Below are 26,735 nucleotides of genomic sequence, written 5' to 3'. Positions count from 1 at the left end.
GCGGTCGGCGCGGACATGACGACATGACGAACTCTCCCCTTCGCGTCGGCATCATCAGCGCCGCTTGGGGCGCCCGGGCGCATCTTCCCGCGTGGCGCAGCCTCGACGGCGTCGAGGTCACCGCCATCTGCACCTCGCGGCCCGAGACGGCGGCGAAGGCCGCGGCCGATTTCGATGTCGCGCGTGCCTTTCACGATTTCCGCGCGATGGCCGCCGATCCCGAGATCGACATCGTCGATTGCGGCACCCGCCCCCCGCTGCGTCATGCGATGGTGATGGCGGCGCTCGGCGCGGGAAAACATGTCTATAACGGCATCCCCTTCGCCAAGGACCTCGCCGATGCGCGGGCGATGGCCGCGGCGTGGTGGAGCGCCGGAACGGTCGCCGTCGTCGATGCCTTCATGCAGGCGGTGCCAGCGATCGTTCAGATGAAGGCGATGATCGACGCCGGCTGGATCGGCGAGGTCTTCGGCGCCGATGTCGCGTTCGAGGTGCCGCTGTTCAGCGCCGCGCAGACCAATGTGCCGGGCTATGTCTGGTTCGCCGATCCCGCCAACGGCGCCAGCGCGGGACGCAATCTGGGCAGCCATATGCTGCATCTGCTCGTCCATGCCTTCGGCCCCGTCGCGTCGGTGACCGCCGACCAGTCGCTGGCGCTGAAAGCGTGGCCGGTGGACGGCGAGACCGTCCTGCCGCAAGTGCCCGACCGCGCGTCGCTGCTGCTGCGTCACGCATCGGGGCTGCCGACCCGGCTCGAGGCGAACTGGTGCAAGATCGGCGGCGAAGGGTTCCGCTTTTCCGCCTGGGGATCGAAGGGACGGCTCGAAGCGCGGGCGCCGGTGTTTCCGATGGCACATGATACGCGGCTGTTCGGCACGCAGGACCCGGCGCTCGGCAGCGCGCGAACGGAAGAGATTGCGATCGAGCCCGGCCATCTGGCGGTGCCCGGATGCCATGCCGTCGCCGACCGGCCCGAGACGGGGCTGCTCGCGCTGGCGTCGATCTTTGCCACGATGCGCGATGCGATCAACGGCAAGGGCGTCGCGGCACCGGATTTCGCGCAGGCGCTGCATATCCACGAGGTGGTCGAGGCGGCCGGGCGTGCCGCCGACGAACGGCGCTGGATCGACCTCTAGGGACTGTTCTGTTCAGATGGAATCGAATGTTACCATAGCCCTGAGCCTGCCGAAGGGCGCTTATCGGCGATAGACGCCCTTCGACAGGCTCAGGGCTACGGTCAATCCCAACAGGACAATTCTAGTCCCGCCGGAGCAGCATCGCGCCGGCGATGAAGCCGCCGCCCATCCCGCACACCGCGGTCTTCGCGTCTGCGACCTGACGCCCGCCGCCCTGTCCCCAGAGCTGGGTGCAGGCTTCGTGCAGCAGGCCGAAGCCGTGCAGCCGCCCGCCCGAGAGCTGGCCGCCGCCGGTGTTGACCGGGAAGCGCCCGCCGGGGCCGATATGGCCATCGGCGATGAAATCCTTCGCCTCGCCATGACCGCAGAAGCCGAAAGCCTCGAGCCAATAGGGCACGAAGATGCTGAAGCCGTCATAGAGCGCAAGCACGTCGACGTCGGCGGGCTTCATGTCGGTACGCGACCAGAGGTCGGCGCAGGCGTCGTGGGCGCCCATCGTCGTGAGGTCGGCGCGCTGGTCCCATGTCTCCTGCGAGCCGAGGGCCGAGCCCAGCGCCTCGATCGTCAGCGGCGTGCGGGCGCAGTCCCTGGCCGCGTCGGCGGCCGACACGATGACCACGCACGCGCCGTCGATCGGCACGTCGCAGTCGAACAGGCCGAGCGGAGAGGAGATCATCCGCGCGCCGAGATAATCCTCCATCGTCAGCGGCGCCTGCATCACCGCCGAGGGGTTGTGCTGCGCAAAGGCGCGCTGGCCGGTCGCGACCATGCCCAGATGCTCGCGCGTCATGCCGAACTCGTGACAATAGCGGGTCGCCATCCAGCCCGCCCAGTTCGACGCCGACATGGCGTTGGCGGGAACCAGATAGGAGTACCAGCCGCCGAGACGCGCGCGACCGGCGCCGGGAATGCTCGCGCGCCGGGTCGCGGTCTGCGAGCTGCTTTCGGTCAGCGCCCGGAAGCAGAGGACATGCCGCGCCTGCCCCGTCGCGACCGCCATCGCGGCGACCATGATCGGCGCCATCTGCGCCGGTCCGTCGGGCACCGCGCTGTGCCAGCGCGTCTTGAGGCCGAGCGCGTTTCGAACCTCTCCCGTGCCGAGCGGCGACATGCCCGGCGAATTGTCGGCCTTACCCGGATAGGTGCAGATGCCGTCGATATCGTCCCGGGTCAGCCCCGCGCAGTCGAGCGCCCGGCGCGCGGCTTCGGCAAGGTGGATCATCGCGGGGCGGCCGGTCTTGCGGCCGATATCCGACATGCCGACGCCGGTGATCGCAGCGCTCATCGTCATGGCGCCGGCTCCCACTGCGGAAACCAGATGTCGTCGATGTTGGCGAAAGTGACGCGCATCGTCTGGCCGATGGCGACACTTTCGGGGTCGGCGCCCACGACCTCGGCGGTGACGCGAACGCCGGGAGCACCGTCGACGTCGACCACGGCCAAGGCGAATGGAACGGCCATGTCGGGCGCCCAGGGCTGGTGGTTGACGGTGTGGCTGTAGACTGTCCCTGTTCCAGAAACTGGTTTGAATTCAATAGCTTCGTTCCAGCATTCGGGGCAGACGAGTTGCGGCGGGTGGATCGCATGGCGGCAGGCGCCGCAAAAGGCGATCATCAGCCTGCCCTGGGCGCCGCCGGTCCAGAAGGCGGTGTTTTCGGGCGTGAGTTCGGGAAGAGGTCTCATGGCATATCCGGTTCGATGGTGCGGGGAAGGAGGAAGGACAGCAGGATCGCGCCGACGCAAAGCGCGACGATTGCGATCACCGCGAGGTCGTAGGCGAAGGGCGATGGATAGCTCTCGCCGCCGCGGCGCACGACGTCGACCGCGAGCAGCGTCGTCACCATCTGCGCGCCGATGCCGAGGAAAAGCTGGCGGATCACGGTGAGCATCCCCGAAATCTCGCTGATCCGTTCGGGCGGCGAGGCTTGCGCGATGACGGTCGGGGCGACCGAGAAGAGCATCGTCGCGCCGAAGCTGATGAGGATGAGCTGCGCGACGACGAGCAGGAAGCTGTTCACATCGACGAGGAACCAGAGCAGCCACCCCGCGGTCGTCACCAGCCCCCCGGCGACAAGCGCGAACCGGCCCCCGCCCCGCCCCGCGAGCCAGCCGCCGAGCGGCCCGGCCAGGGTCGAACTGAGGTTCGAGGGCAGCTTGGCGACCCCCGCGAGCGTCGCCGAGAAGCCGAGCCCCGCCGCGGTCCAGACCGGGGCCTGCATCAGCAGCGAGAAGAAGACGGTGATCTGGAGCGTCCCCATCGAAACGAGCGCGGTGACCGCGCAGCCGACGGCGATGGTGCGGTTCGAGAAGCTGCGCACGGCGATCAGCGGGTTCGGGCTGGCGAGGCTCTGGCGCACCCACCAGACGACGAGCGAAAGGCCCGCGATCAGCGCGGCGAGCCCCCAGCCGTTCGCCCAGCCCCAGCCCTTGCCCATGCTGAAATAGACGAGGATGAGCGCGACGCCGGGGGCGAAGGCGAGCCCGGACACCCAGTCGACCGGCGCCGGCGCCTTTCGAAGCGGCGAGGCGGGCACGAAGGCGCGCGTGGCGGCGACGGCGCACAGGCACAGCCCGGCGCTGGTGAAGAAGATGCCGTGCCAGTTGAAGCTGTCGACGATCATCCCCCCGACGACGAGCCCCGCCGCGGTCCCGATCGACGCGCCGGAAATCATCAGGCCGATCCCCATCGGCGCGCGCTCCTGGCCCAGATTTTCGTGGACGAGCCCGATGCACAGGGGCAGGATCGCGCCCGTGACCCCCTGCATCAGCCGACCGGTCAGCAGGATCGCGAAATTGCCCGACAGCGCGCTGATCAACGAACCGGCCGCGCCGATCAGCAGCACGGCGATCAATATCCGGCGGCGCCCGAACAGGTCGCCGAGCCGCCCGACGACCGCGGCGATCGCGGCCCCGACGATCAGATAACCGGTGATGAGCCAGCCGACCATCGCGGGGTTGCCGAAATCCTCGATCAGCCGCTTGAGCGCCGCGAGGATCATCGCGGTCTCGAACGAGCCCGTGACCTCGGCGATCCAGAGCGCGGCGATCAGCAGCGGCAGATTGCGGCGAGCGGTCATCTGGAACTGAAGTTCATCACATCAAGATCGTCATGCTGAACTTGTTTCAGCATCCATGGTCTGCGCTCTCGGTTCGATATCGCGCCGCATTCAAGGGCAGGCCATGGACCCTGAAACAAGTTGGCAATTATACCCTTGGCATCCGTAAGCCTCCTTACTTCGTCATTGCGAGCGGAGCGAAGCAATCCAGAGTGTACGCAAACCGCTCTGGATTGCTTCGCTCCGCTCGCAATGACGGGATGACGGATGCGAAAGCGATAAGCGCCAAACAAGTTCAGGGTGACGATGGAGAATGTCACGAACGTCGTTTCCCGCCTCACTGGTCGGCGACCTGCTTCGCCCCTTCGGGCACGCCGGTCTGCGCGGCGCGCACCTCGATCAGATCGACCCCGATGTCGGCGGGAAGGCCGATCACCGCGAGGAGCGAGGCCGCCATCGATTCCGGGGTCGCGGATTCCCCCGTCATCGCCGCGTGCCCCGTCGCGACGATCTTTTTGTAGAAGGCGTCGATGGTCTCCTGCGACCAGGCCTTGCCGCCCGAGCCGCCCTTGACCGAACCCGAACGCAGGATGGTGACGCGGATATCGTCGTCGCGCAGTTCGTCGCGGAGCCCCTGACACAGGGTTTCGACCGCCGCCTTGGTCGCCGCATAGAGGGCGAGCATCGGAAAGGGCATCCGCACTGATTCGCTGCTGATCGCGACGATCTGCCCCTTGGTCGCGCGCAGATGCGGAATGCTGGCGCGGATCAGCCACGAGACGCCGAGGATGTTGATGTCGACATGGCTGCGGATGATCGCGTCGCTGCCGCTTTCGAACGCGAAGGGATGGTAGACCGCGGCATTGGCGACGACGACATCGATGCGGCCGAACCGGTCGACCGTCTGGGCCACCGCGGCGTTCACGGCGTCGGAAACCGTGACGTCGCAAGGCAAGGCGAGCACCGCGTCGCCGAATTCATCGGCGAGGCTCGCCAGTTCCTCCGACGGCCGTGCGAGGCAGGCGACGCGCATCCCCGCCCCCACCAGCGCCGCGACGGAATGCCGCCCCATTCCCTTTGAAGCACCGGTCACGACCGCAACCTTGCCGGCAAGCCTTTCCATCCCGAATCCCCAATTTCCGTCTGTTTCTCGTTATTTTTGACGATACGTCAATTTTTTGCCATATCGCAAGCCTGCTGTTAGGATGAACCGAGAAAAACAGGGGCAGGACAGGATTTTGAGGAACGAACCGGCGCTGGCGGATCAGGATGCGCCCGAAGCCAACGGCCGCAAGCTGGGCGCCAAGGGCCAACGAACACGGCAGCAGTTGATCGACGCGACGGTCGCGCTGCTCGAAACGCATGGCCTGCGCGACGTGTCGGTCGTCGATGTCGCACGCGCGGCGCAGACCTCGCCCGCCACCTTCTATGTCTATTTCAAGGGCGTGCCCGAAGTGGTGCTCGCGGCGCTGGAGGGGGCAAGCCAGACATCCCCCGAACTGGAGGCGATCATCGCCCGCGACTGGCTGGTCCCCGGGGCCGACGAGGCCGCAGCGGCTTTCGTCGAATGCTATACCGACCTGTGGAATCGCAATCGTACGATCTTCGTCGTCCGCAACCTCGCCGCCGAAGAGGGCGACGTTCGCTTTTACGAGGCGCGCATGAAGCAGGCGCGGCCGATGATGGACGCGATCAGCCAGCAGGTCGAGCGCGCGCAGGCCGCGGGGCGGACGCCCGCGCATCTGTCGTCGCGGTCCTGCGCGGGCACGGTGCTGATGATCCTCGAGCGCCTGTCGGCGATCGGACCGATGAGCAGCCATAGCGACGGTGTCGGCTATGCGGACCTGAAGGCGGCCGCGGCGCACAGCATCGCGATGATGCTGGGCGCGCGCGGCTGAGCCCTTCCTCCCGCTGCGGAAGCGAGATCAGGCGGCCGCCGCGGCTTCCGCGATCATCTTCTGGATGTCGAGTACCCCGGTCGCGAGGCCGCCCGCGAGGCCGGCGTCGACCGGCAGGCAGACGCCGCTGATGAAGCGCGCGGCGTCGCTGTTGAGCAGGATGAGCGGCAGCGCCTGTTCCTCGGCGGTCGAATATCGCCCCTTGGCCCTGGCGAAGGCGCTGAGCACCGCGTCGCCCGCCACCTTGCGGAATTCGCCGAGCATCGGCGTGTCGATCGGGCTGGGCATCGTGCAATTGATGCGGATATCCTGCCCGATCAGGTCGGGCGCGCGCACCTGGGTCCAGGTGTTGATCGCTTCCTTCGCGAGGCTGTAGGGGTCGCCCACCTCTTCGGCGCGGTCGCGATACCATTGGCGCGCTGCCTCGAAATCGGTGATCGCGATGAATTCGCGCAGCAGCGGCTGGCGCGTCAGCCACTTCATGCCGCCGAGCGACGACACCGACACGATCGCCGCGCCGGGGTTGAGATGCGGAATCCAGCCTTCGGTCCACGCCCGGATACCGAGGAAGTTGACGGTGATCACATCCTCGCCGGGGAACGTCTGCGGCAGGCCCGAGACGTTGAACACGGCGTCGATCCGGCCGCCGATCGCCGCGATACCCGCGGCGATCGCGTCGGGGTTCTTGAGGTCGACTTCGGTGAAGGAAGCCAGATTCACCGGCGAGGGCTTGATGTCGGCGCCATGCACTTCGGCACCCAGATCGACGAGCGCGCGGGCACACGCCTCGCCGGTTCCCGAAAAACAGCCCATGACGACGACGCGCTTGCCCTTGTAGCCCAGGATATCGCTAGCCATTGCACCCTCACCTTTCGTCATTTTCCTTAGAGAAACCGGGATAAACCCGGGCGCGGAACGCGGCAACATAAAAATTGACACTTCGTCAGAAAATCACTCCAGCGGGGCGAATTTCGTTGCCGCGAGGCTGCCCATCGCGTCAGCCATCAATGTCGCCTCGCGCGCCTCGTGCGCGTTGCAGAGGATGATCGCGGGCGCGGTCCCGATCCGGCCCGCGGCGACCGCCTCGCGATAGGCGGCCCAGGCCGCGGCGTGATCGGCGAAGCGCCGGCGGAGCGCGCCCTCGATCTCGGCCTTTTCCGCCTCGTGAAAGCCGGGCTGGTAGCGCTCGATCGCGCGCCACCATTTGACGAGCCGCGCGAGGCCCTTCGCCTTCACCGCCGCCTGCTGGTCGGCAAGGCGCGGGACGATAGTGTCGCGGATATCGTCGAGCGCGATCGCGAAGCTGCGTTCGTGGGCACCGGGCGCCGCATCGGGCAGCGCGACCGCAGGCAGCGCGACGCCCGCCGCCTCGGCAAGCGCTTCGGACAGCACGCGGCGATGGATCGTCGAATAGACGAGATTCATGCCGAGGTTCGGCGGCGGCGGCGCGTCGGGATCGTCGTAGCGCGACCGGCGCGCGAAACCGGTCTGAAAGAGCAGCCGCCAATAGCGGAGCCGGGCGAGGTCGACCCGGTGGCCGCCCGCGGCCTCATAGGCGGCGAAGGCCTGCGGCAAGGGCACGAAGCCCTGAAACAGCATCCGCAGGCAGAGCATCGCAAGGTCGGCCATCGGGTCGCCGTAATGGACCAGTTCCCAGTCGAGCAGCGCGGTGACGCGGTTGCCTTCGTACAGGAAATTGCCCGGCCCCGCGTCACCATGGACGATGACGGGCGCGGGCATGTCGGTGGGGACGTTCGCCTCCAGCCAGTCCAGCGACAGGTGGATCAGCGGGTCCCACGCCTGGCCGCCGTTCGCGGCGCGCAGGCTGGCGACGCGGCGGCGGATATAGGCTTCGGCCGGCTCGACCGGCCCCATGCCCTCCACCGGACTCGCCGCGACGTCGATGCGATGGAGGGCGGCGAGCTGGGCCATGAAATCCTGCGCGAGCGCATCGCGCTGCGCGGGATCGGCGATGGCGGCGAAGCGGTCCCGGCCCGCGACGAGGCCGCAGACGAGCGCGCGCTGCTCCGGGACCGAGGCGTAATAGGGCGCGACGCGGACGCCCGCGCCGGCAAGCGGGCCCGACAGCGCGCGCAGGATCGCCGCCTCGCGCAGGAAGGCGGCGTCGTCCCCCGCGCCCGCCCGGTGGACGTCGTAATTCATATAGGCGCTCGCCGCGCGGCCGTCGGACCAGGCGAGATCGAGTTCGGCGCCTTCGCGCGAGGCGCCGCCGCCGCCGCGCGGGCGGACGGCGGCGATGCGCGCGCCGCTCGCCGTTTCGACCGCGGCAGCGAGACCGTCGGGAAGGAGCGCGGCGGGATCGCTCATCCGACGATCTTCGCGGCGCGGAAAGCGGCGATCTCTTCGTCCGAATAGCCGATCTCGCGCAGGATCGCGTCGCTATGCTCGCCCACGGCGGGGCAGCAATGCCTGAAGGTCACCGGAATATCGCCGAAATGCCAGAAGGCGCCGGGCTGCTCGACGAGGCCGTAAAGCGGCTGCGGCAGCACCGAGACGAGGTTCATCGCACGGTTCGCCGGATCGTCGAAGAAGCGGTGCATCGCATCCTCGAAATTGACCAGATCGCAAGGGACACCTGCGGCTTCGAGCGCGGCGAGAAGATCGGCGGCATCGCGTGCCTTCGCCGCGGCCTCGAAATCGTCGCCGAGCATCGCGCGCATCGCGGTGCGTTGTCCGGCCTTGTGCGCGGCGACGGCGATCCAGCGGCCGTCGGCGCATTCATAGATGCGGTGCCAGGGCGAAAAGCCCGTCTGGTCGCTGGTGAGATGATAGGTGTCGGTAAGCTCGCCGTCGGGGCCGATCAGCCGCTCGCCCTGGGTGAAGGCCGCCATGCCGAGCAGCGAGGTCTGCGTCGTATAGCCGCGCCCCGTCGCCCGTTTCGCATAGAGCGAGGCCATCAGCTCGACCAGCGTGCTTTGCGCGGTCGCGACGTCCATCGTGCCGGGGCGGTTGAAGACCGGGCGGTTGCCCTCGCCGGCATTTTCGAACTCCCATCCCGCGATCGCGTTGAAGATCGAGTCATAGCCCGGCCAGTTGCCGCGCGCGCCGCGCTGGCCGTAGGCGCTCGCATAGTTGAAGGCGACGTCGGGATTGTGCCGCCGGATGCCCTCCTCGCTGAGCCCCAGTTTCGCCGCGCCCTTGAAGCGCATGTTATGATGGACGAGCTCGGCCCATTCGAGGAGGCGCTTCAGGATCGGCTGCGCCCCGGGCTTGGTCAGGTCGAGCGCGAGGCTGCGCTTCGAGCGCGCCGCCGCCTGATAATAGCGGTGCATGAAGCGGATGCGGTCGCCGGTCAGCGCCTCGACCTTGATGACGTTCGCGCCCATGTCGCCCATCATCGAGGGGCCCATCGGCCCCGCGAGGAACATGCCGAGGTCGAGGACGCGGACGCCGTCGAGCACCGCGGCGGGCGCCTCTCCGGCCGCAGGGCCGGGCTTCGGCGTCCACGCCCGCTCGCCGCCCTCGCCGAGCCGCGGCGCCGGGCGGCCCTGCGGCAGGTCGGCATCGCTGTGGAAGGGCGTGTTCGGCTGAAGCGTCCGGCCGAGTTCGGGATCGTCGACCTCGACGACATAGCGGTTCGCCACGACATCCTCGTGACGCAGCACCTCACCCATCGGGAAAGCCGGCTCTGCGGCGATGTCGGCGGCGCGAAGGTCGGCGAGCCAGGCCTCCAGCGGGCGGCGGCGAAAGGCGTCCTGCTGGCCGGCCTCGGTTTCGAGGTCGACATCGGCCTCGGCCATCACGTCCCACATCGTCGGCATGGTCGCATAATCGAACTGCCGCGTCGGGTCCATGATCTGCAGCCAGTTGCCGTCCGCGCACTGGAAAAGCTGCTGCGCGATCGCGCGCGGCTTGTCGGGCGGATAGGTTGGCGGATTGGGCATCGGCCCTTCGCTGTTGCGCGCCCAGACGAGCGGCAGCGTCGCGAGATAGCCCTGGAAGATCGACGTGTGCGCGGCGCCGCCCCGGCCAGACCGGAGGCGCGCCACGAGCCGCGCGAGGATCGCCGCGGCGGCCAGGTGCGCGGCGGACCAGCTTCCCTGGCGATAGCGATAGACGATCGGGCCGGCGCGGTGGCCGTCATTCTCGTACAGCGCGCCGAGCCGCGCGGCGACGAGCAGTTCGTCGTCGCTGCGCTCGACGTCGGGGTGACCCCGCGGTGAGCCGGTGATGCCGCAGACGACGAGGTGCGGGTGCGCCTCGGCAAGGCGCGCATCGTCGAGCCCCAGCGCCTTCGCGCGCGCCGGCGTGAACTGGTGAAGCAGCGCATCGGCGCCCGCGAGCCGCGCATCCAGCGCGGCGCGGCCCTCCGCCGTGTCGAGATCGAGGACGAGGCTGCGCTTGCCGCGGTTCCAGTTGGCGAAAGGCGCGGTGCCGCGCGCGGGATCGCCGCCGGGACGCTCGACCTTCAGCACGTCGGCGCCGAGTTCGCAGAGCATCAGCCCCGCGACCTGGACGGCCATGTCCTCCCCGATTTCGACGATGTCAAGGTCGCCGAGCATCGCGTCAGGCCTTGCGGAAATTGGGAAGGACCCAATCGTCCTGGATCGGGGTCCATTCGACCGCGACCTTCATCCCGATCCGAACCTCCTCGGCATCGCAGCCGGTGACATTGGCGTTGAGGCGCGCGCCGGGTGCGCCGTCGAGGTCGACGACGACGGGGACATAGACATAATCCTCGCCGGTCTTCGGATTCTTGTTGCACACGACATAGCTGAACACGGTCGCGGTGCCGGGGAGCGCGGGCCAGTTTTTTTCCCGGCTGCCGCAGTCGGGGCAGACCGCAGTCGGCGGCATGCGAAATCGGCCGCATTCGCCGCACTGGCATGCGGTCAGCTTATGCTCCTTCGCCGCCTGCCAGAAAGGTTCGGTATCGGGGTTGGTGGTGATGCGGATCTGTTCGCCGGGAAGCACCCGCGCCGGACCATAGGCCATGTCAGTCCCTCCTCAGGATCAGGCTGGAAACGGGAAGCGAGGCGGGGCCGCCCGATGCGAGCGCGAATTCGGCGTCCGTCACCTGATTGATCGCGGTGCCGCGCACCTGCTCGACCGCCTCGACGAGGTGCGTCATGCCGATGATATAGGCTTCGTTGAGGTTGCCCCCGTGGGTGTTCACCGGGACGCCGCCATTCGCCTTGCCGCCGGTCGATGCGTCGTAACGAATCTTGCCCGAGAGGACATAGTCACCGCCCTCGCCGCGCTCGCAGAAACCATAATCCTCGAGCTGCATCAGCACCATCGGCGAGAAATGGTCGTAGAGCAATGCGACGTCCATATCCTGCGCCGTGAGGCCCGATTGCGCCCAGATGCGGTTCGCGGTGAATTCGTGCCCCGCGCTTGCGAAATAGGGGTCGGGCATCCCCATCCAGGCGAAGGCACGGCCCCATTCGCGCTGCCCGCCGTGCGCGCAGGCATGGACCAGCGCCGGCTTGTGACGGCAATCCCTGGCACGATCCTTCGTCGTCGTGACGACCGCGACCGCGCCATCGGTTTCGAGACAGAAGTCGAGCCGGCGCAGTGGATCGGCGAGCATCGGCGAGCCCCAATATTCCTCGTCCGACAAGCCATTTCTGCGCACCGCCTTCGGCCGGTTGCGGGTGTTGGCGCGGGTCGCCTGGACGATCTCCTTCAGCGCTTCGGGCTGCGTGCCGTACAGATGCATGTGCCGCCGCGTCAGCATCGACATCAGATGCCCCGGACCGACGAGCCCCGACGGCTGGAGGAAGCTGTTCTCGGGACTGGGCGCCGCGGCGCCGAAGACGACGCCCAGCCGGTGCTGCGGAAGCTGCTGCAGGGCCATGACGGTCACGGCATAGGTGCAGTCCTCGTTCATCAGCCCGGCGGTCGCGAGCCCGACCGCGCCGACGCAGCCGCCGCCGCCGCTGGTCAGCGTCGCCGAGAAGCTGATGTGCGGCATGCCCAGCGTTTCCATCAGGCTGGCGGTGTCGAACTTGTCGAGATAGCCGGCCCCGGCGGTCGAATAATAGGCAAAGCCGTCGATCTGCTTATGGCTGATCCCGGCATCGGCACAGGCGTTCATGATCGCCTCTGCCGCCATGTCGTTGATCGTGCGCGGCCAGCTTTTGCCGCGGACATAATAGTCGGTCGCCCCGACGCCGACGATCGCGCATTCATCCTGATGCGACCAGGCCATATGCCTCTCTCCCCGAGTCCAACTTATATAACTTAGTAAAATATGACGCTTTGCGAAGGCGTCAAGCGAAATGCAGTTTCCGGTATTTTCCGCGAAAGTAGAGCAAGGGGTCGCGGCGCGGTTCGAAGATCGCCTTCAGCACCCGGCCGACGAGGATGAAATGATCGCCGCCGTCGTGCACCGCCTCGCGCGCGCATTCGAAACTGGACAGCGAGCCCGCCAGCACCGGCGTGCCATATTCACCGAGTTCCCACGGCGTCGCGGCAAAGCGATCCTCGCCCTTGCCAGCGAAGCGGTTCGAGGTCGGCTGCTGGCCGATCTGGAGCACGTTGACCGCAAAGCGCTCCGTCTCGCGCAGCCGGGGAGCGCTGCCCGCCGTGTTGGCGACGCAGACGAGCAGGAGCGGCGGATCGAGCGAGACCGAGGTGAAGCTGTTCGCGGTGAGCCCGATCGGGGTGCCGTCGGGACAGACCGCGGTCACCACCGTGACTCCGGTCGCGAAGCAGCCGAGCGCATCGCGGAAGGTACGCGCATCCGACCCGGCGCGATATTCGGGCGACCGGCGCGGCGCGCGGCGCTCGAGGAAATCGACCAGATGGCCGCCGAGCGCGTCGATCCGGTCCTCGCGCACCACCAGCGCCGCATCCTCGACCTCGGCGAATTCGCCGTCGGGAAGCCTGTCGACGAAGGCGACGGCATCGGCCCGCGAAACGATCTCGCTGACCGCCCCGCGCACATAGAGGGTGGGAAGCGCGATCGTCGGCGCCGCGGCCGCGATGCGCCCGGCGACCGCCGCGGTATCGAGCGACCCGATCAGCCGCCTGTCCCACGCCGCCTGCCCCGTCGCAAGGTCCGCGGTCGCGCGCAGCCGCTCGCCGATCCGCCGCGACACGTCGGGATCGGCCTCGACGGGCGTGTCCACGAGCACGAGGCCCGAAGCGAGCATCGCGGCATCCTGTTCGAGCGCCGCGCCCGCGATCCAGCCGCCGAGGGTCGAGGCGACGACGACCGGGCGCGTACCGAGCTGCGCGAGCACGGCGCGCAGATCCTCGACGAACGCCTCGAAATCATAGCGGCCATCCTCGGGCCATTCGCTCCCGCCATGGCCGCGCAGGTCGAGGCTGATGACGCGCCGCCCCGCCATTTCGAGCGCCTCGGCGACGCTGCCCCAGACGGCGCGCGCCTGCCCCGCGCCGTGGATGAGCAGCACCGCGGGGTCGTCTTCGGCGCCGATTGCTTCGGCTTCGAGCCGCACGCCGGCGAAGCCGCGAAAGGCCAGGATGCTCATGCCGCACCCCCCAGCCATTCGTCGAACTGGCGCGAGCGGCGGTTCATCATCAGCCGCGCGACCTCCAGGTCGCCGTCGATGATCGCGGTGCACAGGCTGCGCTGCATCGCGCGCGTCCGCTCGCGGCGGTCCGCGTCGGCGTAGAGGTCGCTCCCCTTTTCGTCGAGACCGAAACTGTAGCCGATCTCCATCACCAGCTCGAACACCGGATTGCCGCTGAGCCCCGAGATCAGGCGTGCCAGCTCGACCTCGGCGGCGATCAGCGCGCGCGGCGTGTCGTGATCGTCGATCGCAGCGACGAACGCCTGCAACCGCTCGATATCGGCCGGGCCGCGCCGCTCGGCGGCGGCAACTGCTGCCTCCTCCGACACCGGCCGCGTCACCTGGATGACGTCGCCGAGCGTCGCGCCCCGCAGGCGCAGGAAGCGCGCGAGCGACTGGATCGCGTCGCGGGCGTCAGGGCGCTCGGCGAAATAGCCGCCCTTGATTCCCCGGCGGATGCTGATCAGCCGGTCGCGCTCGACCAGCTTGGCGGCTTGGCGCAGGGTCGGGCGGCTGACCCCGAAACGCTGGAGCAGATCGTCCTCGGCACCCAGATGATCGCCGGGCGCCGCCGCGAGGCTGAGATCCGCCAGCGCGCGCGCGGTACGGCTCGCCAGCGTTTCGGCCCGATCGTCCATCATCATCTTCACCTCCAAACCAGATATCTATTTTATGGATGAAACCCATCGTGTCCACGAAAAATATCCGGTTGACTTATATAACCAGGTATCTGTTTAATGGAGACAGCACCTGCCGAGTCGAGAGGAGTCCCGTGATGAAACCCTTTGTGTTCAGCGCCGACAGCCACATCATGGAACCGGCCGACCTCTTCCTCGAAGGCCTTCCCGCCTCGCTGAAGGATCATGCGATCCATTCGCGCAAGGAGGGCGAGTATCTGATCACCGGAACGAAGGACAAGATCATCCATCGCCTGCGCGTCGGCCAGCATCGCGAAAAGGAGCTGGGGGATTCGCAGCGCCGCGGGATTCGCGAGATTCCGGGCCGCCTCGAGGATATGGAGCTGGAGGGCATCGACGCCGAAATCTGCTTCCCCTCGCTCGGCCTGTGGCTCTATTGCCTCGACGATCCCGAGGCGGAAGCGGCGTCGGCGCGGCTCTACAACGACTGGAACGACCGGTTCCTCGGCGATCATCCCGATCGCTTCGTGCGCTGCGGCATGCTGCCGGTGCTCGATTTCTCGAACACGCTCGCCGAGCTCGACTATCTGGCGTCAAAGGGTTTCCGGGCGGCGATGCTGCCCGCGACGACGCCCGTCAACCTGCCCAAATATAATGACGAGGCATGGGACCCCGTCTTCGCCAGGGCGGCGGCGCTGGGCATCGTCTTTGTCATGCACACCGGCACCGGCCTGGCGACCGTGGTGGTCGAGCGCGGGCCGGGGGCGGCGATCATCAACTATGCGAACCAGATGAACGACGCACAGCGCAGCGTGATGTATCTGGCCGCGGGCGGCGTGCTCGACCGCAATCCGGACGCCAGGGTCGCCTTTATCGAGAGCGGCGCAAGCTGGCTCGTCGCGCTTGCCGAGCGGATGGACGAGGTGTCGGTCGCGCATGCGAATTTCGTGCGCCCCAAGCTCGACCGGATGCCGAGCCGGATCATCGACGACCAGGTCTGGGCGAGCTTCCAGCACGACCGCGCCTGCATCGCCTCGGCCGCGGCGGGGCTGCCCGGCGCGAAGAACATCATGTGGGGATCGGACTATCCGCACGCCGAAGGCACCTTCCCGATCAGCCGCCGCATCGTCGACGAACTGTTCGAGGGGATCGCGGTCAGCGACGCGGTTCGCCGCGATATATTGGGCCTGAACGCCGCGCGGCTGTTCGGGATCGAACCGCTGGTCCGGACGAGTGCGAAGCTGGCGGCTTAGCGCCGATCGCCCTCGTCGATCGGCCGCGCGGTCCGCCCTGCCATGATCGCGGCAATCCCGCCCACCAGCAGGCAGAAGCTGAGCACTGCCAGCGCGGGTTGCAGCGACAATTCGCCATATTCCGGCGTGAAGTAGCGGCTGAGGAAACCCGCGACCGTCCCGCCGAGCCCGACGCCGGCAAGGCCGATGAACATGTTGATCGTCGCCGACATCATCGCCCGCATATGCTCGGGCACCTGCGCGAAGCAGAGCGCGATGATCGGCCCCAGGTGCAGCGTCATGGTGAACTTGACGACGACGAAACAGGCGAGCGCGACATAGGCGTTGCCGGCGAGCGCGAAACCGAGGCCAAAGGGAAAGGAGACCAGCAGGCCGATCCCGGCGAACCAGCCGTTGAAACGCGGCTTGGCCTTGCCGTAGCGGTCGCCGACCCAGCCCGCGACGAGATTGCCGAGGACCAGTCCCGCCGCCATCGCCCCGCCGAGCCAGAAGCCGGTTTCGGTCTTGTCCATCGCATGGACGCGCTGAAAGAAGGACGCGCCCCACAGGATGAAGGCGAAGCCGGTCACCGGCACCATGCAGAGCAACAGCGCGACCCAGCGCAGCGACGGATTCGACGCCATCGTGCGGAGCACCTCGCCGGGGCTCGACCGCTGCGGCGGCGCGGGGTCCAGAACGCCGCGGCGGCGCGGTTCGGCCGCCAGCAGATAGACAAGCAGCCCGATCGCGATTCCCGGCAGGCCGACGATCAGGAACACGGCGCGCCAGCCATACCATTGCGACAGCCAGCCCGCGAGCGCGAGCCCGCCCGACAGCCCGACCGCATTGGCGGCGAGCATGACCGAAATCACGGTCGTGCGCCGCTCCTTCGGGAAGATTTCGGTCAGCAACGACATGCCCGCCGGCCCCGCCCCCGCCTCGGCCGCGGCGAGGCCGATGCGCGCGAGCAGCATCTGCCAGAAATTATGCGCAAGCGCCGACAGCGCGGTGGCGACGCTCCAGATCGAGACGCAGACCGCAATCACCAGCCGCCGGTCGCCGCGATCGGCATAACGGGCGATCGGAAAGGCGGCGAGCGCATAGAAGGCGGCGAAGGCGATACCGGTGAGCAGCCCGAGCTGCGCGTCGTCGAGCCCGAGCTCGACCTTGATATCGTCCTGGAACAGGGTGAAGACCTGACGATCGACATAGCTCAGGACCGCGACGAGCGCGAGCAGACCCAGGGTCAGCCCCCGCCGGCTGGAAATATCTGACGCCATCCTCTCCCTTTCGCAAAAAATAAGGGGAGGTCCGGCATCGCCGACCCTCCCCCAGTTGCTCCGAGGAGCGCCCAATGGTTCCTAGAATTTGAAGCTGGCGGTCACACCATAGCTGCGCGGCTCGTTATAGGATGTGCCGACGTAGATGTTGCTGAGCAGCAGCGTATATTGCTGTTCCTGATCGTTGGTCAGATTCTTGCCCCACAATGCGAGTTCGAAATTCCGTTCCGGCCCGAAGCTGAGCGCGACCCGCGCATTGAGGATGCCGAGCGAGCCAGACTGGGCGACCGCGGCGAGCTGGTCGGCCTGCGCCTGGGTGAGCCCGAGGCCGCCGGGCGCCGTCGAGGTGAACATGCTCGCCGGAATGTCGATCTGCGGCATCCTGCCCTGCCAGGCGTAGACGATGTTCGCGTCTAGTCCGACGCCGCCGAAATCCCGGCTATAATTTGCGCCGACCGAATATTGCTTCTTGACGAGGCCGACGAGCAGATAGTCGCTCTTGTCGACGGTCACGATCGCCTGGTTCGGCGGCACGCCGTCGAGCGCCTTGCCCTCGTAGCGCGTATATTTGGGATCGGTCAGTGCACCCGAGGCGAAGATGGTGAAGCCGTCGACCACCTCGATCGACGCATCGGCCTCGACGCCCCAGGTTTCGGTGTCGGCATTCTCGATCACCGTCTGGCTGACGCCGTTCGGTGCCAGCACCGGGCTGCGCTGCGCATCCGATACCTTGTTGTGATAGCCCGCGACATTGAACCGGCCGCGTCCGCCGAGGAAGGTCGTCTTGATACCGATTTCCTGCTCATGCACGATTTCCGGATCCGACGGCGTCGAATCGGCGAGCGTCACCGTGCGAAGCTGCATCGCCCCGGAGCGGTAGCCCTTGCTGTATTTGGCATAAATGAGAATGTTGTCGGTCAGGTCATAATCGATGCCGGCGGTATAGGAGAGATTGGTGAAGGTCTTGTGCCGTTCGCGCAGACAGGGGATCGCCACCGTCGACGGGGTGCAGCGGACGAATTCGTCGCTATTGTCGACGACATCGCCCGACTGGGTGATCACGCGCTTGTCGTCGATCGAGTAGCGCAGGCCGCCAGTGATGCTGAGCGCGTCGGTCAGTTCGTAATTGAGCTGCCCATACATGCCGAAGCTGTCGTTATCGAGCGTGCCCGAGAAGTTCGACCAGCTCGTGCGGCCGACATATTCGGGCGGCACCGTCGGGCCCGCGGCGAACTTGCCGCCGAACAGGTTCGAGCGCGACTGGTCGAAGCCCGTTTCGCGGAAATAGGTAAGCCCCGTCGCGAAGTTGAGCCGGTCCTCGAACGCGGTGCCGGTCAACTGGAGCTCGGTCGAATATTGCTTGAGGTCCTGCTTGCCTTCGGTGAAATGGCCGACGACGCTCGATCCGTCGAGATCGATGATATTCTCGCTCTGGACACCGCGATAGCCGTTGATCCAGCGCACCTGCCCGAAGCTGGTGTCGAGGATGAACTTGGCCATGTAGGTCTGCGTCTTGGTCTTGTTGAACGGTCCCCGCGGATCGGCGCCAACCACCGCCGAAGGCGAGGTATAGGCCGCGAGATTGGGATTCCCTCCGAACGCGTCGCGTTCGGCGGCGGCAATGCCGTCGACGATCGGCTTGGCCGGCCCAAAGGCAGCGGGCGCGTTGAAGAAGAGATTCTGGCGGATCGGACCGTCGATATCGGTGTCGTACCACTCACCCGACAGCAGGATCTCCAGCGTCTCGGTCGGCTTCCAGCCGAGCTTGACGCGGCCGTTGATCGTCTCGCGCCCTTCATATTTGGCGCCGGTGTTGACGTCGGTCTTGTACCCGTCGCGCTTCTGATACCAGAGCGCGCCGCGGACCGCGAGGCTGTCCGACAGGCCAAGGTTGAGCACCGCCTGCCCGGTGCGCTCGTCGAAGCGCCCGTAAGTCGCGCTGAGCTTGCCCGAGATTTCGCCGTAGCGCGGGTTGGCGGTCTGGATCAGCACGGCGCCGGCCGAGGTGTTGCGGCCGAACAGCGTCCCCTGCGGGCCTTTCAGCACCTGCACGCTTTCGACATCGACCAGTTCGGTGTTCAGGCCATAGGCGCGCGCGATGTACATTTCGTCGAGATAGGTGCCGACCGACGGCTCGAGCGTCGCGATATTGTCGTTCTGGATCTGGCCGCGCATCGCGAGCGTCAGCGCGGTCGGGTTGTTGCCCGCCCCGCGGATGTTGAAGCCGGGCGTGAAGGTCGCGATTTCGTCGACCTTGCCGATTCCCTGCTCGGTCAGCGTCTCGCCGCTGAACGCCGTGATCGCGATCGGCGTATCCTGGATATTGGCATCCTGCTTGGTGATGCCGGTAACCACGATCGCGTCGCCGTCATATTTCGTCTGACTGGCGGCGGGCTGTTGCGGAGCGGCGGTTGCGTCCTGCGCCATCGCCGGAACCGTCGCCATCGCGAGCGCCCCGACCGAGACGGTCGCAAGAATTCGAACCGAATCGCACTTATCCTTGAAATTCATGGCCAACATCCTCCCCGCGAGGCTTCCTGGCGTCCTCGCTGAGCCAGTTATATAACTAAGTCTAACAAGACAGACAAGTGGGTTGCGGAATTTGCCGGATGACCTAGCGTCAACTCCGGTCAGGCAGGCGCTTTCGGCATCATTCCTGCGGTATCATCCGTGCCAGTGCCGGGACGTCGGCCAGCGCGCGCAGGACATCGTTGAGATGCGTGCAGCCGATGGTGCCGGCGAGCGTGTCGAGCACCGCCTGGCGAAATCCGCCGACATCCTGCCCCACCATGCGCGCCGCCTTCATCGATGCGCCGGGACATTCGCGAAAGGGCAGGATCAGGGGCAGCGCCTGAAGCGCCACCAATGTGCCGCTCGCCTCGTCGATTTCGGCATAGACGCGATATTCGTGGATCGCGGAGCGCGTGCCCTGCGGATTGGGGCCGCTGTCCTGAAAGCCGGCGTCGACCTTCAGCACCCCTTCCGCGCGCCAGACGTCGATCCGGCGCGCGCGGCGCGCCTGCGGCCGCCCTTGCTGTACCGGCAGATCGTGCCAGCCGTCGGGATCGTCGGGATGGACGAGCGGGCCGACCTCGGTCGCCGACTGGTCGCTGTGGTCGACCTCGCCGTCGGCGGTCAGCGAACTGCCCCCCGCGGTGAATCCGGTGCAGATATTGACCATCCGCCCCTTGTTGCCGGCGGTCGATTTCGCGCGGTTCGCGGCCATGCGCGCGTGCCAGTCGTCGGTCCAGCGCGACCAGATCCAGCCCGCCACGAGGCTTGCCCCGGCAAAGTCGTCGAGAATTTGAAAGAGGGGCGTGCCGCGCAGGTCGCCGAGCACCTCGCCCAGCGCCGTGCGGCTCGCACCGCCCGCGCGCACCCCGACCATCTCGCCGAGGCGCGGATGGTCGGGAGCGGCGGCGATGTCCAGAATCTCGCGCAGCGGCGATGTCCTGATTCGAAAGCTGCCGCTCGCGAGTTCAACCGCATCGCCCTCGACGGGGGTCAGCAAATCGCGCCCGCGGCCGGTCATGATCCACGGCTCGCCGAAGCCGTCGGGCCAGTCCGAATCGATCGAGGTCGTGCGGCGGACCGAGCCGGGCCGGCGCAGCGGTGCGGGGCCTGCGGACTGGCGCGCGAAGGGGAATTGCTGGGGTGCGTTCAAAATGGTTATCCTATTTGGGCGGCATGCGGATGGCGCCGTCGAGCCGGAGATTCTGGCCGTTGAAATATGTGTTGCGGGCCAGTTCGAGCACCAGGCTGCCGAACTCCTCGGGCTTGCCCAGGCGCTTGGGGAAGGGCACCGAGGCCGCGAGCCCCTCGAAGATCGCCGGCGCCTTGTCCTTGACCGCGAGCATCGGCGGCGTCGCGAAAATGCCCGGCATGATCGAATTGACGCGGACGCCGAGGTCCATCAGGTCGCGCGCCATCGGCAGCACGAGCCCGTTCACGCCGGCCTTGAGCGAGCCGTAGCCGACCTGTCCGATCTGCGCATCCTGCGCCGCCGCCGAGGCGGTGAGGACGATCGCGCCGCGTTCGCCGTCCTCGTTGAGCGGGTCGGCATTGGCCATGCCGAGCGCGGCGATCGACGCGAGCCGATAGCTTGCGATCAATATTCCCTGGGCCGAGAAGGCATAATCCTCGGTCGAATAGCGGACATAGCCGCCGCTCGCCTTGTCGTAGCGGACGGTCTTGCCGCCCTTCGAGATCTGCGCGCAATGGACGAGGATGCGTTCCTGCCCGTGCGCCGCCCGCGCGGCATCGTAGCCGGCGACGACGCTGTCCTCGCTGGTGATGTCGACGCGGCAGAAAAGGCCGCCGATCGCGTCGGCCACCGCCTTGCCGCCCTCTTCGTTGACGTCGAAGATCGCGACCTTCACCCCCGCGGCCGCCAGCGCCTCTGCGCTCGCACGGCCGAGGCCGGAGGCGCCGCCGGTGACGACCGCCGCAATGTCACTGCCCAGTTTCATAATCCATCCTTCGCTTGCCAATCATTGCAGAACTTCGAGGTTGCCGCCATCGACGACGAGCACCTGGCCGGTGATAAAGCCGGCGCGGTCGGAGCAGAGAAAGGCGGCCGCCGCCGCCATGTCCTCTGGCGTTCCCATGCGCGGGATCGGGTAATGGCTCGTCCGCTCGGCGATATGCTCATCGTACGTCTGGCCGCGTTCGGCCGCGATCTTCGTGAAGACCGCCTTGAACTGCGGCGTCGCAATCGCGCCGGTACCGAGCGTATTGACCGTGATTCCCATCGGGCCGACTTCGGCCGATAGCGTCTTCGACAGCGCGAGCGCTCCCACGCGGTAGGTGTTCTGCGCCGCGCGCGCGAGCTTCCGGTGCGGCGCCTTCACCGAATTGGTGCCGATGGTCAGGATACGGCCCCAGCCCCGCGCGTGCATGTGCGGAACCACCGCCTGCACCGCCCAGCGGAAGGCCATGACATTATTGTTGTTGGCGGCCGCGAAGGTTTCGTCGTCGACCTCGAGGAAGGCGCCCTTGGGCCCAGAATCGACGTTGAAGATCAATATGTCGGGCGGACCGAACGCGTCGGTCGCGGCCTGCACCGCCGTCGCGATGCCGTCCCTTGTCGTGCAGTCGGCCGAGACGCCGACGACGTCCCCGCCTGCGGCCCGCACCTCGGCGACCGCAGCGTCGATCGTCGCCCGGGTGCGCGCCGCGATGACGGTGCGGCAGCCTTCGCGCGCGAATTCGTGCGCGCAGCCGAGCCCGATCCCCTTCGACCCGCCGAAGACGAGCGCGACCTTGTCCTTGATCCCCAGGTCCATCAGGGCGCCTTTCCATGCTGGAGCTTGAGCCGGTCCTGCAGGATGTCGTTCCGCCCGGGCGACGCGGCGACGGTCGAGCCGCCATCCATCTTGATCGTCGTGCCGGTGATATAGTCGGAGCGCGCCGAGGCGAGAAACAGGCAGGCGTGTGCGATATCCTCGGGCGTCCCCGGCCGTCCGACCGGCACCGTCGCGCCATAGGCGGCGAGGCCCTCCTCGCCGAGCACCGCCTTGGCGCGGTCGCTCGCGACGAGGCCGGGGTTCACCGCATTGACGGTGATCCCCTCGCCCACCACATCGCCCGCCGCGGCGCGGACGAAAGCGTCGAGCGCCGCCTTCGCCATGCCATAGGCGGTCATGTTGGGAACGACGTTGAAGGTGCCGTTGACCGAGCCGATCGCGATGAAGCGCCCGCCGTCGCGCGCCTTGGCCAGATAGGGTCGCGCCGCGTCGAGCAGCCACCACGCCGCCTTGGCGATGCTCGCGAAGCCCGCTTCGAGGCGCTCGTCGTCGACGTGGCCGAGCCCGCCGTGCGGAATGTCCGCGGCGGCATGGACGATGATGTCGACCCCGCCGAACGCCCGCGCCGCCGCCTCGACCAGCGCGCGGCAGTCGGCGTGCCTCGCGATATCGGCGGCGAAGCATTCGGCGATCCCGCCCGCCTTCTCGATCTCCGCCTTCACGTCCTCGGCATAGGAAATGGTGCGTGCGCCCAGCATCACCTCGGCCCCTGCCGCCGCGAACGCCCGGGCGATCCCGCGCCCGACGCCGCGCCCGCCGCCGGTAACGATCACGACCTTGCCGGAGAAGTCCTCCATCATCCTGCCTCCTCGAACAATGCGCGCAGCCCCGGAGCCGATGGCTTCATCGACGGGGTGCGCGGGAAATCGGAAACGAAGCGAAAATGGACCGGTACCTGATAGGCGATCAGCCGATCCTTGAGCCATGCCCTGAGTTCGTCGGGGGCGGGCGCGACCGCACCGTCCTTCAGGATGATCGCAGCGGCGGGCACCGCCCCGAGCCGCGCGTCGGCAACGCCGACCACCGCCGCCTCGCGAACCGCGGGGTGCGCCCCCAGCGCGCGCACCACATCGTCGGGATGGACCTTGAACCCGCCGCGGATGATCGCATCGTCGGCGCGGCCGCGGATGAAGAGGAAATGGTCGGCATCGAGGACCGCGCGATCGGTGGTGCGCAACCACCGAAGCCCGTTGCCGAGCTGTTCGCCCTTGAGTTCGAGCAGCCCTTCCTCACCGGCGGGCAGCGCCGCACCCGTGGCGGGGTCGACGACGCGCGCCGCGATATTAGCATGAACCCGGCCGACCGCACCGCGCTTTTCGGTCCAATGCTTGCGGAAATCATCGATCGTCCAGCCGGCGATCGCGCCCGCAAATTCGGTCGCGCCATAATTGGTGCAGATCGGGATATCATATTTTTCGAGGAAGGCATCGACCAGATCGGGCGCGAGCGGCGCGGTGCCCGAGATCAGCGCGCGCAGGCTGGAAAGGTCGGCGGGGTCGACGTCGGCATCGAGCAGCATCCGCACCGCCGAGGGTACCGCCGGCGCGACCGCGGGGCGGTTGCGCTTCACCGCGTCGACCCACGCCTCGACCGAGAATTTTTCGAGCAGCGCGATCTTGCGCCCGGCCGCAAGCGCGGCGATGCAGCCGTAGATGCCGCCGATATGGGTCAGCGGGTTGACGATCATCGTGCAGCCCGAACTGAGCGTCGGCGGATCGTCGAAGCTGCGCCCGCGCTCATAGCGGGTGAAGCCGCGGAAGCTGGCGTCGAAGGACTCGCGGCTGAGCGGCACCCGCTTGGGGGTGCCGGTGGTGCCGCTGGTCAACATCTCGATCGCGACGCCGGGCGAGGTCTGCATCGCGGTCCGCACGTCGCGCCGCATCACCCGCACGCCGTCGAGCCGCGGACCGATCTCGATCACCGCAGAGCCGGCGCGGTCGAGCGCCTCGGCAAGCCCCGGCCGCGCAAGATCGGCCGTGTCGGCGATGATCGCCGGCAGCCCCAGCCCTTCGACATCGGCAAAGAGCCGGTCGTCGGGAAGCGCCGGATTGAGCGTGACGAGGCAGCGATCGGTCGACAGCACTGCGACGGTCGCGGCGACATGGCCGGGCCGATTGCGCAGCATCACGCCGATGCGTGTATCCTCTGGCAGGCCCATCGCGCCCAGAGCATCCTCGATAGCGCGAACGGCATCGGCGATCTGGCGCCAGCTATAGTCGCGCCCCTCGAAATCCAGTTCGATGCGATCGGGATCGAGCGCCATGATCGCGCGCAGTTTTTCGGTCATCAACGCCATCAGAGCGCGAGCCCTCCGCTGGCCTCGATCACCTGTCCGGTCACCCAGCGGGCATCGTCGCCGAGCAGCATCATCACCGCGCCGGCAATGTCAGCGGGCTCGCCGATGCGGCCCATCGGCGTGTGCTTCGCGGTCGCCTCGTCCCAGCCGGGCCGGGCACGCAGCGCCGCAATGAATTCGGTCGCGACCGCACCGGGGGCGATGCAGTTGCAGGTGATCTGCCGCTTTGCCACCGCGAGCGCGGTCGAGAAGGTCAGGCTCTGGATCGCGCGCTTCGTCATCGCGTAGCTCGCGGCGAAGGGCTGGCCGACCTTGCCCGACATCGAGCCGATGTTGACGATGCGCCCGCCGTCGCGGAGCCGCGGCAGCGCCGCCTGCGTCACGAAGTGCGGTCCCTTCACATTGACCGCGAACAGTTCGTCGAACAAGGCCTCGTCCGCGCCGGTCAGCGTGCCGTCGCGGCCGCCGCGGCCGACCCCGGCATTGTTGATCAGGATGTCGAGGTTGGGCGCGCCGCCGAAGGCCGCGTCGCAGGCGGCGAACAGCGCCTCGATTCCGACGAGGGTCGAAACGTCGGCCCGGACGGCGAAAGCGCTGCCCCCGCCCGCCTCGATTTCCGCCGCCAGCGCCTCGGCCGCGTCGCGGCTGCCCGCATAGTTGATCGCGACATGCGCGCCCGCCTGCCCCAGCCGCCGCACGATCGCGGCGCCGATGCCGCGCGAGCCGCCGGTGACCAGCACGGTCTTGCCCGCGAGGCTCACAGGAACAATCCTCCGCTCGCCTCGACGATCTGACCAGTCACCCAATGCGCCTCGTCGCGCACGAGCATCATTACCGCGCCGGCGATGTCTTCGGGAACGCCGAGCCGCTTCATCGGCGTGAGCTTCGCCGTCCCCTCCGCCCAGCCGGGCTTTTCGAGCAGCGCGCTGTTGAATTCGGTATCGACCGCGCCGGGCGCGACGAGGTTGCAGGTGATGCCGCGCGGCGCGACGACGACAGCGGTCGACATCGTCAGGCTCTGCAGCGCGCGCTTGGTCGCGGCATAGGCGGCGAAGGGCGGCAGCGCCGAACGGCCGCCGAGCGACCCGATGTTGACGATGCGTCCTTTGTCGCGGAGCCGGTCCAGGCAATATTGCGTGATGAAGTGCGGCGCCTTCTGGTTCACCGCGATCATGCGGTCGAACAGCTCCTCGCTGCATTTTTTCAGGCTGCCCGCGTCGCCCTCGCCGCCGACTCCGGCGTTGTTGACGAGAATGTCGAGATTGGGGGCGCCGCCGAAGGCCGCGTCGCAGGCATTCAGCATCGACCGGATACCGTCGAGCGTACCGACGTCGGCCTGCACGGCGAAAGCCTTGCCGCCCGTCGCCGCGATCTCCGCCACCAGCGCCTGGGCCGCGTCGCGGCTGCCCGCATAGTTGACCGCGACATGCGCGCCGGCGTCCGCGAGTCGCCGCGCGATCGCCGCGCCGATGCCGCGCGAAGCCCCGGTAACGAGCGCCGTCTTTCCGCTCAGCTCCATGCTTTCGTCTCTCCCCATTTGCTTCGACGTAATTGACTTAGTTATACAAGTGGTGCAAGCCCTGCCGAAAAGAAACTTGGGAGAGACCATGTCCGAACTGGTCCTGAGCGAGCGCGACGGTGCCCTGCATATCCTCACGTTGAACCGGCCCGACCGGCACAATGCGATGGACGACGCCATGTCGGCGCTGTTCCGCACGCGGCTCGACGACGCGCTCGAGGAAAGCGAAAGCAGCGCGATCCTGATTCGCGCCGCAGGCAAAAGCTTCTGTTCGGGCCGCGATACCCAGGTGCTCGGCCACCGCGCGCGGGACGAGAGCGACTTCCACTTCGTCCGCCGCCACCAGGAAGGGCGCCTGCGGATGCAGGAATCGACGAAGCCGATCGTCGCCGCGCTCAAGGGAGGCGTCATCGGCGGCGGATGCGAGCTCGCGCTCGCCGCCGATATCCGGGTGAGCGACACGACGCTGAAGCTGGCGCTGCCCGAAATCCTCTATGGCGTGCTGCCCGATACCGGCGGCACGCAGATGATGACCGCGCTGATCGGTCCGTCGCGCACCAAATATATGGTGATGACCGGCCGCCCGATCGACGCGGCGACCGCCCTCGAATGGGGCGTGGTCGATTTTGTCGTGCCGCCCGAAGAGCTCGACGCGCGCGCGCTGGACCTCGCCCGAGACATCGCGGCCAAACCGCCGATCAACCTGGCGATGGCCAAGGAGATGGTGAATCTGATGCACGGCCCGACGATCCGCACCGGCACGCGCGCCGAGCTTTATGCGCAAAGCTATCTGTTCAAGACCGAGGATTATCAGGAAGCCCGCGCCGCGCACCGCGAGAAGCGCGCGCCCAGCTACAAGGGGAAATAGG

The 26,735-nt window shown here is 67.6% G+C and carries 24 protein-coding genes; 4 read left to right on the top strand and 20 right to left on the bottom strand.

From position 1 onward, the window contains the following. The first annotated feature begins 23 nt into the window (after positions 1-23). Positions 24-1,136, top strand: coding sequence for a Gfo/Idh/MocA family protein (locus tag FHR21_RS10435; RefSeq protein ID WP_184097950.1), 1,113 nt, complete (start codon positions 24-26; stop codon positions 1,134-1,136). Positions 1,137-1,257: 121 nt separating this feature from the next. Here FHR21_RS10435 and FHR21_RS10430 read toward each other — a convergent pair whose 3' ends face one another. From FHR21_RS10430 to FHR21_RS10415, 4 genes are all read right to left on the bottom strand, one after another. Beyond that, complete coding sequence (locus FHR21_RS10430) at positions 1,258-2,427, bottom strand: thiolase C-terminal domain-containing protein (protein WP_184097948.1); 1,170 nt, start codon at positions 2,425-2,427, stop codon at positions 1,258-1,260. Continuing rightward, positions 2,424-2,819, bottom strand: coding sequence for a Zn-ribbon domain-containing OB-fold protein (locus FHR21_RS10425; protein ID WP_184097946.1), 396 nt, complete (start codon positions 2,817-2,819; stop codon positions 2,424-2,426). Before FHR21_RS10425 ends, FHR21_RS10430 begins: the two co-directional genes overlap by 4 nt. Continuing rightward, positions 2,816-4,213, bottom strand: coding sequence for an MFS transporter (locus FHR21_RS10420; protein ID WP_184097944.1), 1,398 nt, complete (start codon positions 4,211-4,213; stop codon positions 2,816-2,818). The genes FHR21_RS10425 and FHR21_RS10420 overlap by 4 nt, the downstream gene beginning before the upstream one ends. Positions 4,214-4,529: 316 nt before the next feature. Continuing rightward, positions 4,530-5,315: an SDR family oxidoreductase gene (locus FHR21_RS10415; protein ID WP_184097942.1), complete on the bottom strand. Its 786-nt coding sequence runs from the start codon at positions 5,313-5,315 to the stop codon at positions 4,530-4,532. An 82-nt stretch (positions 5,316-5,397) separates the two neighbouring features. Here FHR21_RS10415 and FHR21_RS10410 point away from each other — a divergent pair, with 82 nt between their 5' ends. Next, positions 5,398-6,090 (top strand): TetR family transcriptional regulator, encoded by a 693-nt coding sequence (locus FHR21_RS10410; protein ID WP_184097940.1) that lies wholly within the window; start codon positions 5,398-5,400, stop codon positions 6,088-6,090. A gap of 27 nt (positions 6,091-6,117) precedes the next feature. Here FHR21_RS10410 and FHR21_RS10405 read toward each other — a convergent pair whose 3' ends face one another. The 7 genes from FHR21_RS10405 to FHR21_RS10375 all read right to left on the bottom strand — a co-directional run bounded on the left by FHR21_RS10405 (position 6,118) and on the right by FHR21_RS10375 (position 14,239). After that, the gene (locus FHR21_RS10405) at positions 6,118-6,948 is read right to left on the bottom strand and encodes a coniferyl-alcohol dehydrogenase (RefSeq protein WP_184097938.1); all 831 of its coding nucleotides are present in this window, start codon (positions 6,946-6,948) and stop codon (positions 6,118-6,120) included. A 93-nt stretch (positions 6,949-7,041) separates the two neighbouring features. Beyond that, complete coding sequence (locus FHR21_RS10400; RefSeq protein ID WP_184097936.1) at positions 7,042-8,418, bottom strand: phosphotransferase family protein; 1,377 nt, start codon at positions 8,416-8,418, stop codon at positions 7,042-7,044. Further along, a complete protein-coding gene (locus FHR21_RS10395) occupies positions 8,415-10,613 on the bottom strand; it encodes a CoA transferase (protein ID WP_184097934.1) in 2,199 nt (732 codons plus the stop codon). Before FHR21_RS10395 ends, FHR21_RS10400 begins: the two co-directional genes overlap by 4 nt. A gap of 4 nt (positions 10,614-10,617) precedes the next feature. Further along, complete coding sequence (locus tag FHR21_RS10390; protein ID WP_184097932.1) at positions 10,618-11,046, bottom strand: Zn-ribbon domain-containing OB-fold protein; 429 nt, start codon at positions 11,044-11,046, stop codon at positions 10,618-10,620. A 1-nt stretch (position 11,047) separates the two neighbouring features. Next, positions 11,048-12,265, bottom strand: coding sequence for a thiolase C-terminal domain-containing protein (locus FHR21_RS10385; protein WP_184097930.1), 1,218 nt, complete (start codon positions 12,263-12,265; stop codon positions 11,048-11,050). Positions 12,266-12,326: 61 nt separating this feature from the next. After that, the gene (locus tag FHR21_RS10380; protein WP_184097928.1) at positions 12,327-13,553 is read right to left on the bottom strand and encodes an alpha/beta fold hydrolase; all 1,227 of its coding nucleotides are present in this window, start codon (positions 13,551-13,553) and stop codon (positions 12,327-12,329) included. Then, the gene (locus FHR21_RS10375) at positions 13,550-14,239 is read right to left on the bottom strand and encodes a FadR/GntR family transcriptional regulator (RefSeq protein WP_184097926.1); all 690 of its coding nucleotides are present in this window, start codon (positions 14,237-14,239) and stop codon (positions 13,550-13,552) included. Before FHR21_RS10375 ends, FHR21_RS10380 begins: the two co-directional genes overlap by 4 nt. A 131-nt stretch (positions 14,240-14,370) precedes the next feature. Here FHR21_RS10375 and FHR21_RS10370 point away from each other — a divergent pair, with 131 nt between their 5' ends. Continuing rightward, positions 14,371-15,486 carry an amidohydrolase family protein gene (locus tag FHR21_RS10370; protein WP_184097924.1) on the top strand — a complete coding sequence of 372 codons (1,116 nt, stop codon included), beginning with the start codon at positions 14,371-14,373 and terminating at the stop codon, positions 15,484-15,486. Here FHR21_RS10370 and FHR21_RS10365 read toward each other — a convergent pair. The 9 genes from FHR21_RS10365 to FHR21_RS10325 form a co-directional block, all read right to left on the bottom strand. Then, positions 15,483-16,745 carry an MFS transporter gene (locus tag FHR21_RS10365; protein WP_184097922.1) on the bottom strand — a complete coding sequence of 421 codons (1,263 nt, stop codon included), beginning with the start codon at positions 16,743-16,745 and terminating at the stop codon, positions 15,483-15,485. The two genes, FHR21_RS10370 and FHR21_RS10365, sit on opposite strands and share 4 nt — an antisense overlap. 81 nt (positions 16,746-16,826) lie before the next feature. Then, a complete protein-coding gene (locus FHR21_RS10360; RefSeq protein WP_184097920.1) occupies positions 16,827-19,256 on the bottom strand; it encodes a TonB-dependent receptor in 2,430 nt (809 codons plus the stop codon). A gap of 139 nt (positions 19,257-19,395) precedes the next feature. Next, on the bottom strand, positions 19,396-20,409 hold the full coding sequence (locus tag FHR21_RS10355) for a DUF2889 domain-containing protein (protein WP_184097918.1): 1,014 nt from the start codon (positions 20,407-20,409) through the stop codon (positions 19,396-19,398). Positions 20,410-20,419: 10 nt separating this feature from the next. Beyond that, on the bottom strand, positions 20,420-21,214 hold the full coding sequence (locus FHR21_RS10350; RefSeq protein WP_184097916.1) for an SDR family oxidoreductase: 795 nt from the start codon (positions 21,212-21,214) through the stop codon (positions 20,420-20,422). Between the two features lie 21 nt (positions 21,215-21,235). Next, complete coding sequence (locus tag FHR21_RS10345) at positions 21,236-22,030, bottom strand: SDR family oxidoreductase (RefSeq protein ID WP_184097914.1); 795 nt, start codon at positions 22,028-22,030, stop codon at positions 21,236-21,238. Further along, on the bottom strand, positions 22,030-22,848 hold the full coding sequence (locus FHR21_RS10340; RefSeq protein WP_184097912.1) for an SDR family NAD(P)-dependent oxidoreductase: 819 nt from the start codon (positions 22,846-22,848) through the stop codon (positions 22,030-22,032). Before FHR21_RS10340 ends, FHR21_RS10345 begins: the two co-directional genes overlap by 1 nt. Further along, the gene (locus FHR21_RS10335) at positions 22,848-24,338 is read right to left on the bottom strand and encodes a class I adenylate-forming enzyme family protein (protein WP_184097910.1); all 1,491 of its coding nucleotides are present in this window, start codon (positions 24,336-24,338) and stop codon (positions 22,848-22,850) included. Before FHR21_RS10335 ends, FHR21_RS10340 begins: the two co-directional genes overlap by 1 nt. Before the next feature lie 8 nt (positions 24,339-24,346). Beyond that, a complete protein-coding gene (locus FHR21_RS10330; protein WP_338113126.1) occupies positions 24,347-25,108 on the bottom strand; it encodes an SDR family NAD(P)-dependent oxidoreductase in 762 nt (253 codons plus the stop codon). Continuing rightward, complete coding sequence (locus FHR21_RS10325; protein WP_184097908.1) at positions 25,105-25,866, bottom strand: SDR family NAD(P)-dependent oxidoreductase; 762 nt, start codon at positions 25,864-25,866, stop codon at positions 25,105-25,107. The genes FHR21_RS10330 and FHR21_RS10325 overlap by 4 nt, the downstream gene beginning before the upstream one ends. An 88-nt stretch (positions 25,867-25,954) precedes the next feature. Here FHR21_RS10325 and FHR21_RS10320 point away from each other — a divergent pair, with 88 nt between their 5' ends. Beyond that, the gene (locus FHR21_RS10320) at positions 25,955-26,734 is read left to right on the top strand and encodes an enoyl-CoA hydratase/isomerase family protein (protein ID WP_184097906.1); all 780 of its coding nucleotides are present in this window, start codon (positions 25,955-25,957) and stop codon (positions 26,732-26,734) included. Position 26,735 lies beyond the last annotated feature (1 nt).

The organism is Sphingopyxis panaciterrulae (assembly GCF_014199295.1).
Lineage (GTDB): Bacteria > Pseudomonadota > Alphaproteobacteria > Sphingomonadales > Sphingomonadaceae > Sphingopyxis > Sphingopyxis panaciterrulae.
Note: the sequence above shows the minus strand (reverse complement) of the source record. Positions and strands in the feature narration are given on the sequence as shown.

Bases quoted from the DNA above. Each gene is read 5' to 3' on its own strand.
- FHR21_RS10325 (WP_184097908.1), bottom strand. From the start codon at position 25,866: ATGGAGCTGAGCGGAAAGACGGCGCTCGTTACCGGGGCTTCGCGCGGC.
- FHR21_RS10420 (WP_184097944.1), bottom strand. From the start codon at position 4,213: ATGACCGCTCGCCGCAATCTGCCGCTGCTGATCGCCGCGCTCTGGATC.
- FHR21_RS10410 (WP_184097940.1), top strand. From the start codon at position 5,398: ATGAACCGAGAAAAACAGGGGCAGGACAGGATTTTGAGGAACGAACCG.
- FHR21_RS10360 (WP_184097920.1), bottom strand. From the start codon at position 19,256: ATGAATTTCAAGGATAAGTGCGATTCGGTTCGAATTCTTGCGACCGTC.
- FHR21_RS10385 (WP_184097930.1), bottom strand. From the start codon at position 12,265: ATGGCCTGGTCGCATCAGGATGAATGCGCGATCGTCGGCGTCGGGGCG.
- FHR21_RS10390 (WP_184097932.1), bottom strand. From the start codon at position 11,046: ATGGCCTATGGTCCGGCGCGGGTGCTTCCCGGCGAACAGATCCGCATC.
- FHR21_RS10320 (WP_184097906.1), top strand. From the start codon at position 25,955: ATGTCCGAACTGGTCCTGAGCGAGCGCGACGGTGCCCTGCATATCCTC.
- FHR21_RS10365 (WP_184097922.1), bottom strand. From the start codon at position 16,745: ATGGCGTCAGATATTTCCAGCCGGCGGGGGCTGACCCTGGGTCTGCTC.
- FHR21_RS10425 (WP_184097946.1), bottom strand. From the start codon at position 2,819: ATGAGACCTCTTCCCGAACTCACGCCCGAAAACACCGCCTTCTGGACC.
- FHR21_RS10430 (WP_184097948.1), bottom strand. From the start codon at position 2,427: ATGACGATGAGCGCTGCGATCACCGGCGTCGGCATGTCGGATATCGGC.
- FHR21_RS10340 (WP_184097912.1), bottom strand. From the start codon at position 22,848: ATGGAGGACTTCTCCGGCAAGGTCGTGATCGTTACCGGCGGCGGGCGC.
- FHR21_RS10405 (WP_184097938.1), bottom strand. From the start codon at position 6,948: ATGGCTAGCGATATCCTGGGCTACAAGGGCAAGCGCGTCGTCGTCATG.
- FHR21_RS10350 (WP_184097916.1), bottom strand. From the start codon at position 21,214: ATGAAACTGGGCAGTGACATTGCGGCGGTCGTCACCGGCGGCGCCTCC.
- FHR21_RS10415 (WP_184097942.1), bottom strand. From the start codon at position 5,315: ATGGAAAGGCTTGCCGGCAAGGTTGCGGTCGTGACCGGTGCTTCAAAG.
- FHR21_RS10395 (WP_184097934.1), bottom strand. From the start codon at position 10,613: ATGCTCGGCGACCTTGACATCGTCGAAATCGGGGAGGACATGGCCGTC.
- FHR21_RS10375 (WP_184097926.1), bottom strand. From the start codon at position 14,239: ATGATGATGGACGATCGGGCCGAAACGCTGGCGAGCCGTACCGCGCGC.
- FHR21_RS10335 (WP_184097910.1), bottom strand. From the start codon at position 24,338: ATGACCGAAAAACTGCGCGCGATCATGGCGCTCGATCCCGATCGCATC.
- FHR21_RS10380 (WP_184097928.1), bottom strand. From the start codon at position 13,553: ATGAGCATCCTGGCCTTTCGCGGCTTCGCCGGCGTGCGGCTCGAAGCC.
- FHR21_RS10345 (WP_184097914.1), bottom strand. From the start codon at position 22,030: ATGGACCTGGGGATCAAGGACAAGGTCGCGCTCGTCTTCGGCGGGTCG.
- FHR21_RS10435 (WP_184097950.1), top strand. From the start codon at position 24: ATGACGAACTCTCCCCTTCGCGTCGGCATCATCAGCGCCGCTTGGGGC.
- FHR21_RS10370 (WP_184097924.1), top strand. From the start codon at position 14,371: ATGAAACCCTTTGTGTTCAGCGCCGACAGCCACATCATGGAACCGGCC.
- FHR21_RS10400 (WP_184097936.1), bottom strand. From the start codon at position 8,418: ATGAGCGATCCCGCCGCGCTCCTTCCCGACGGTCTCGCTGCCGCGGTC.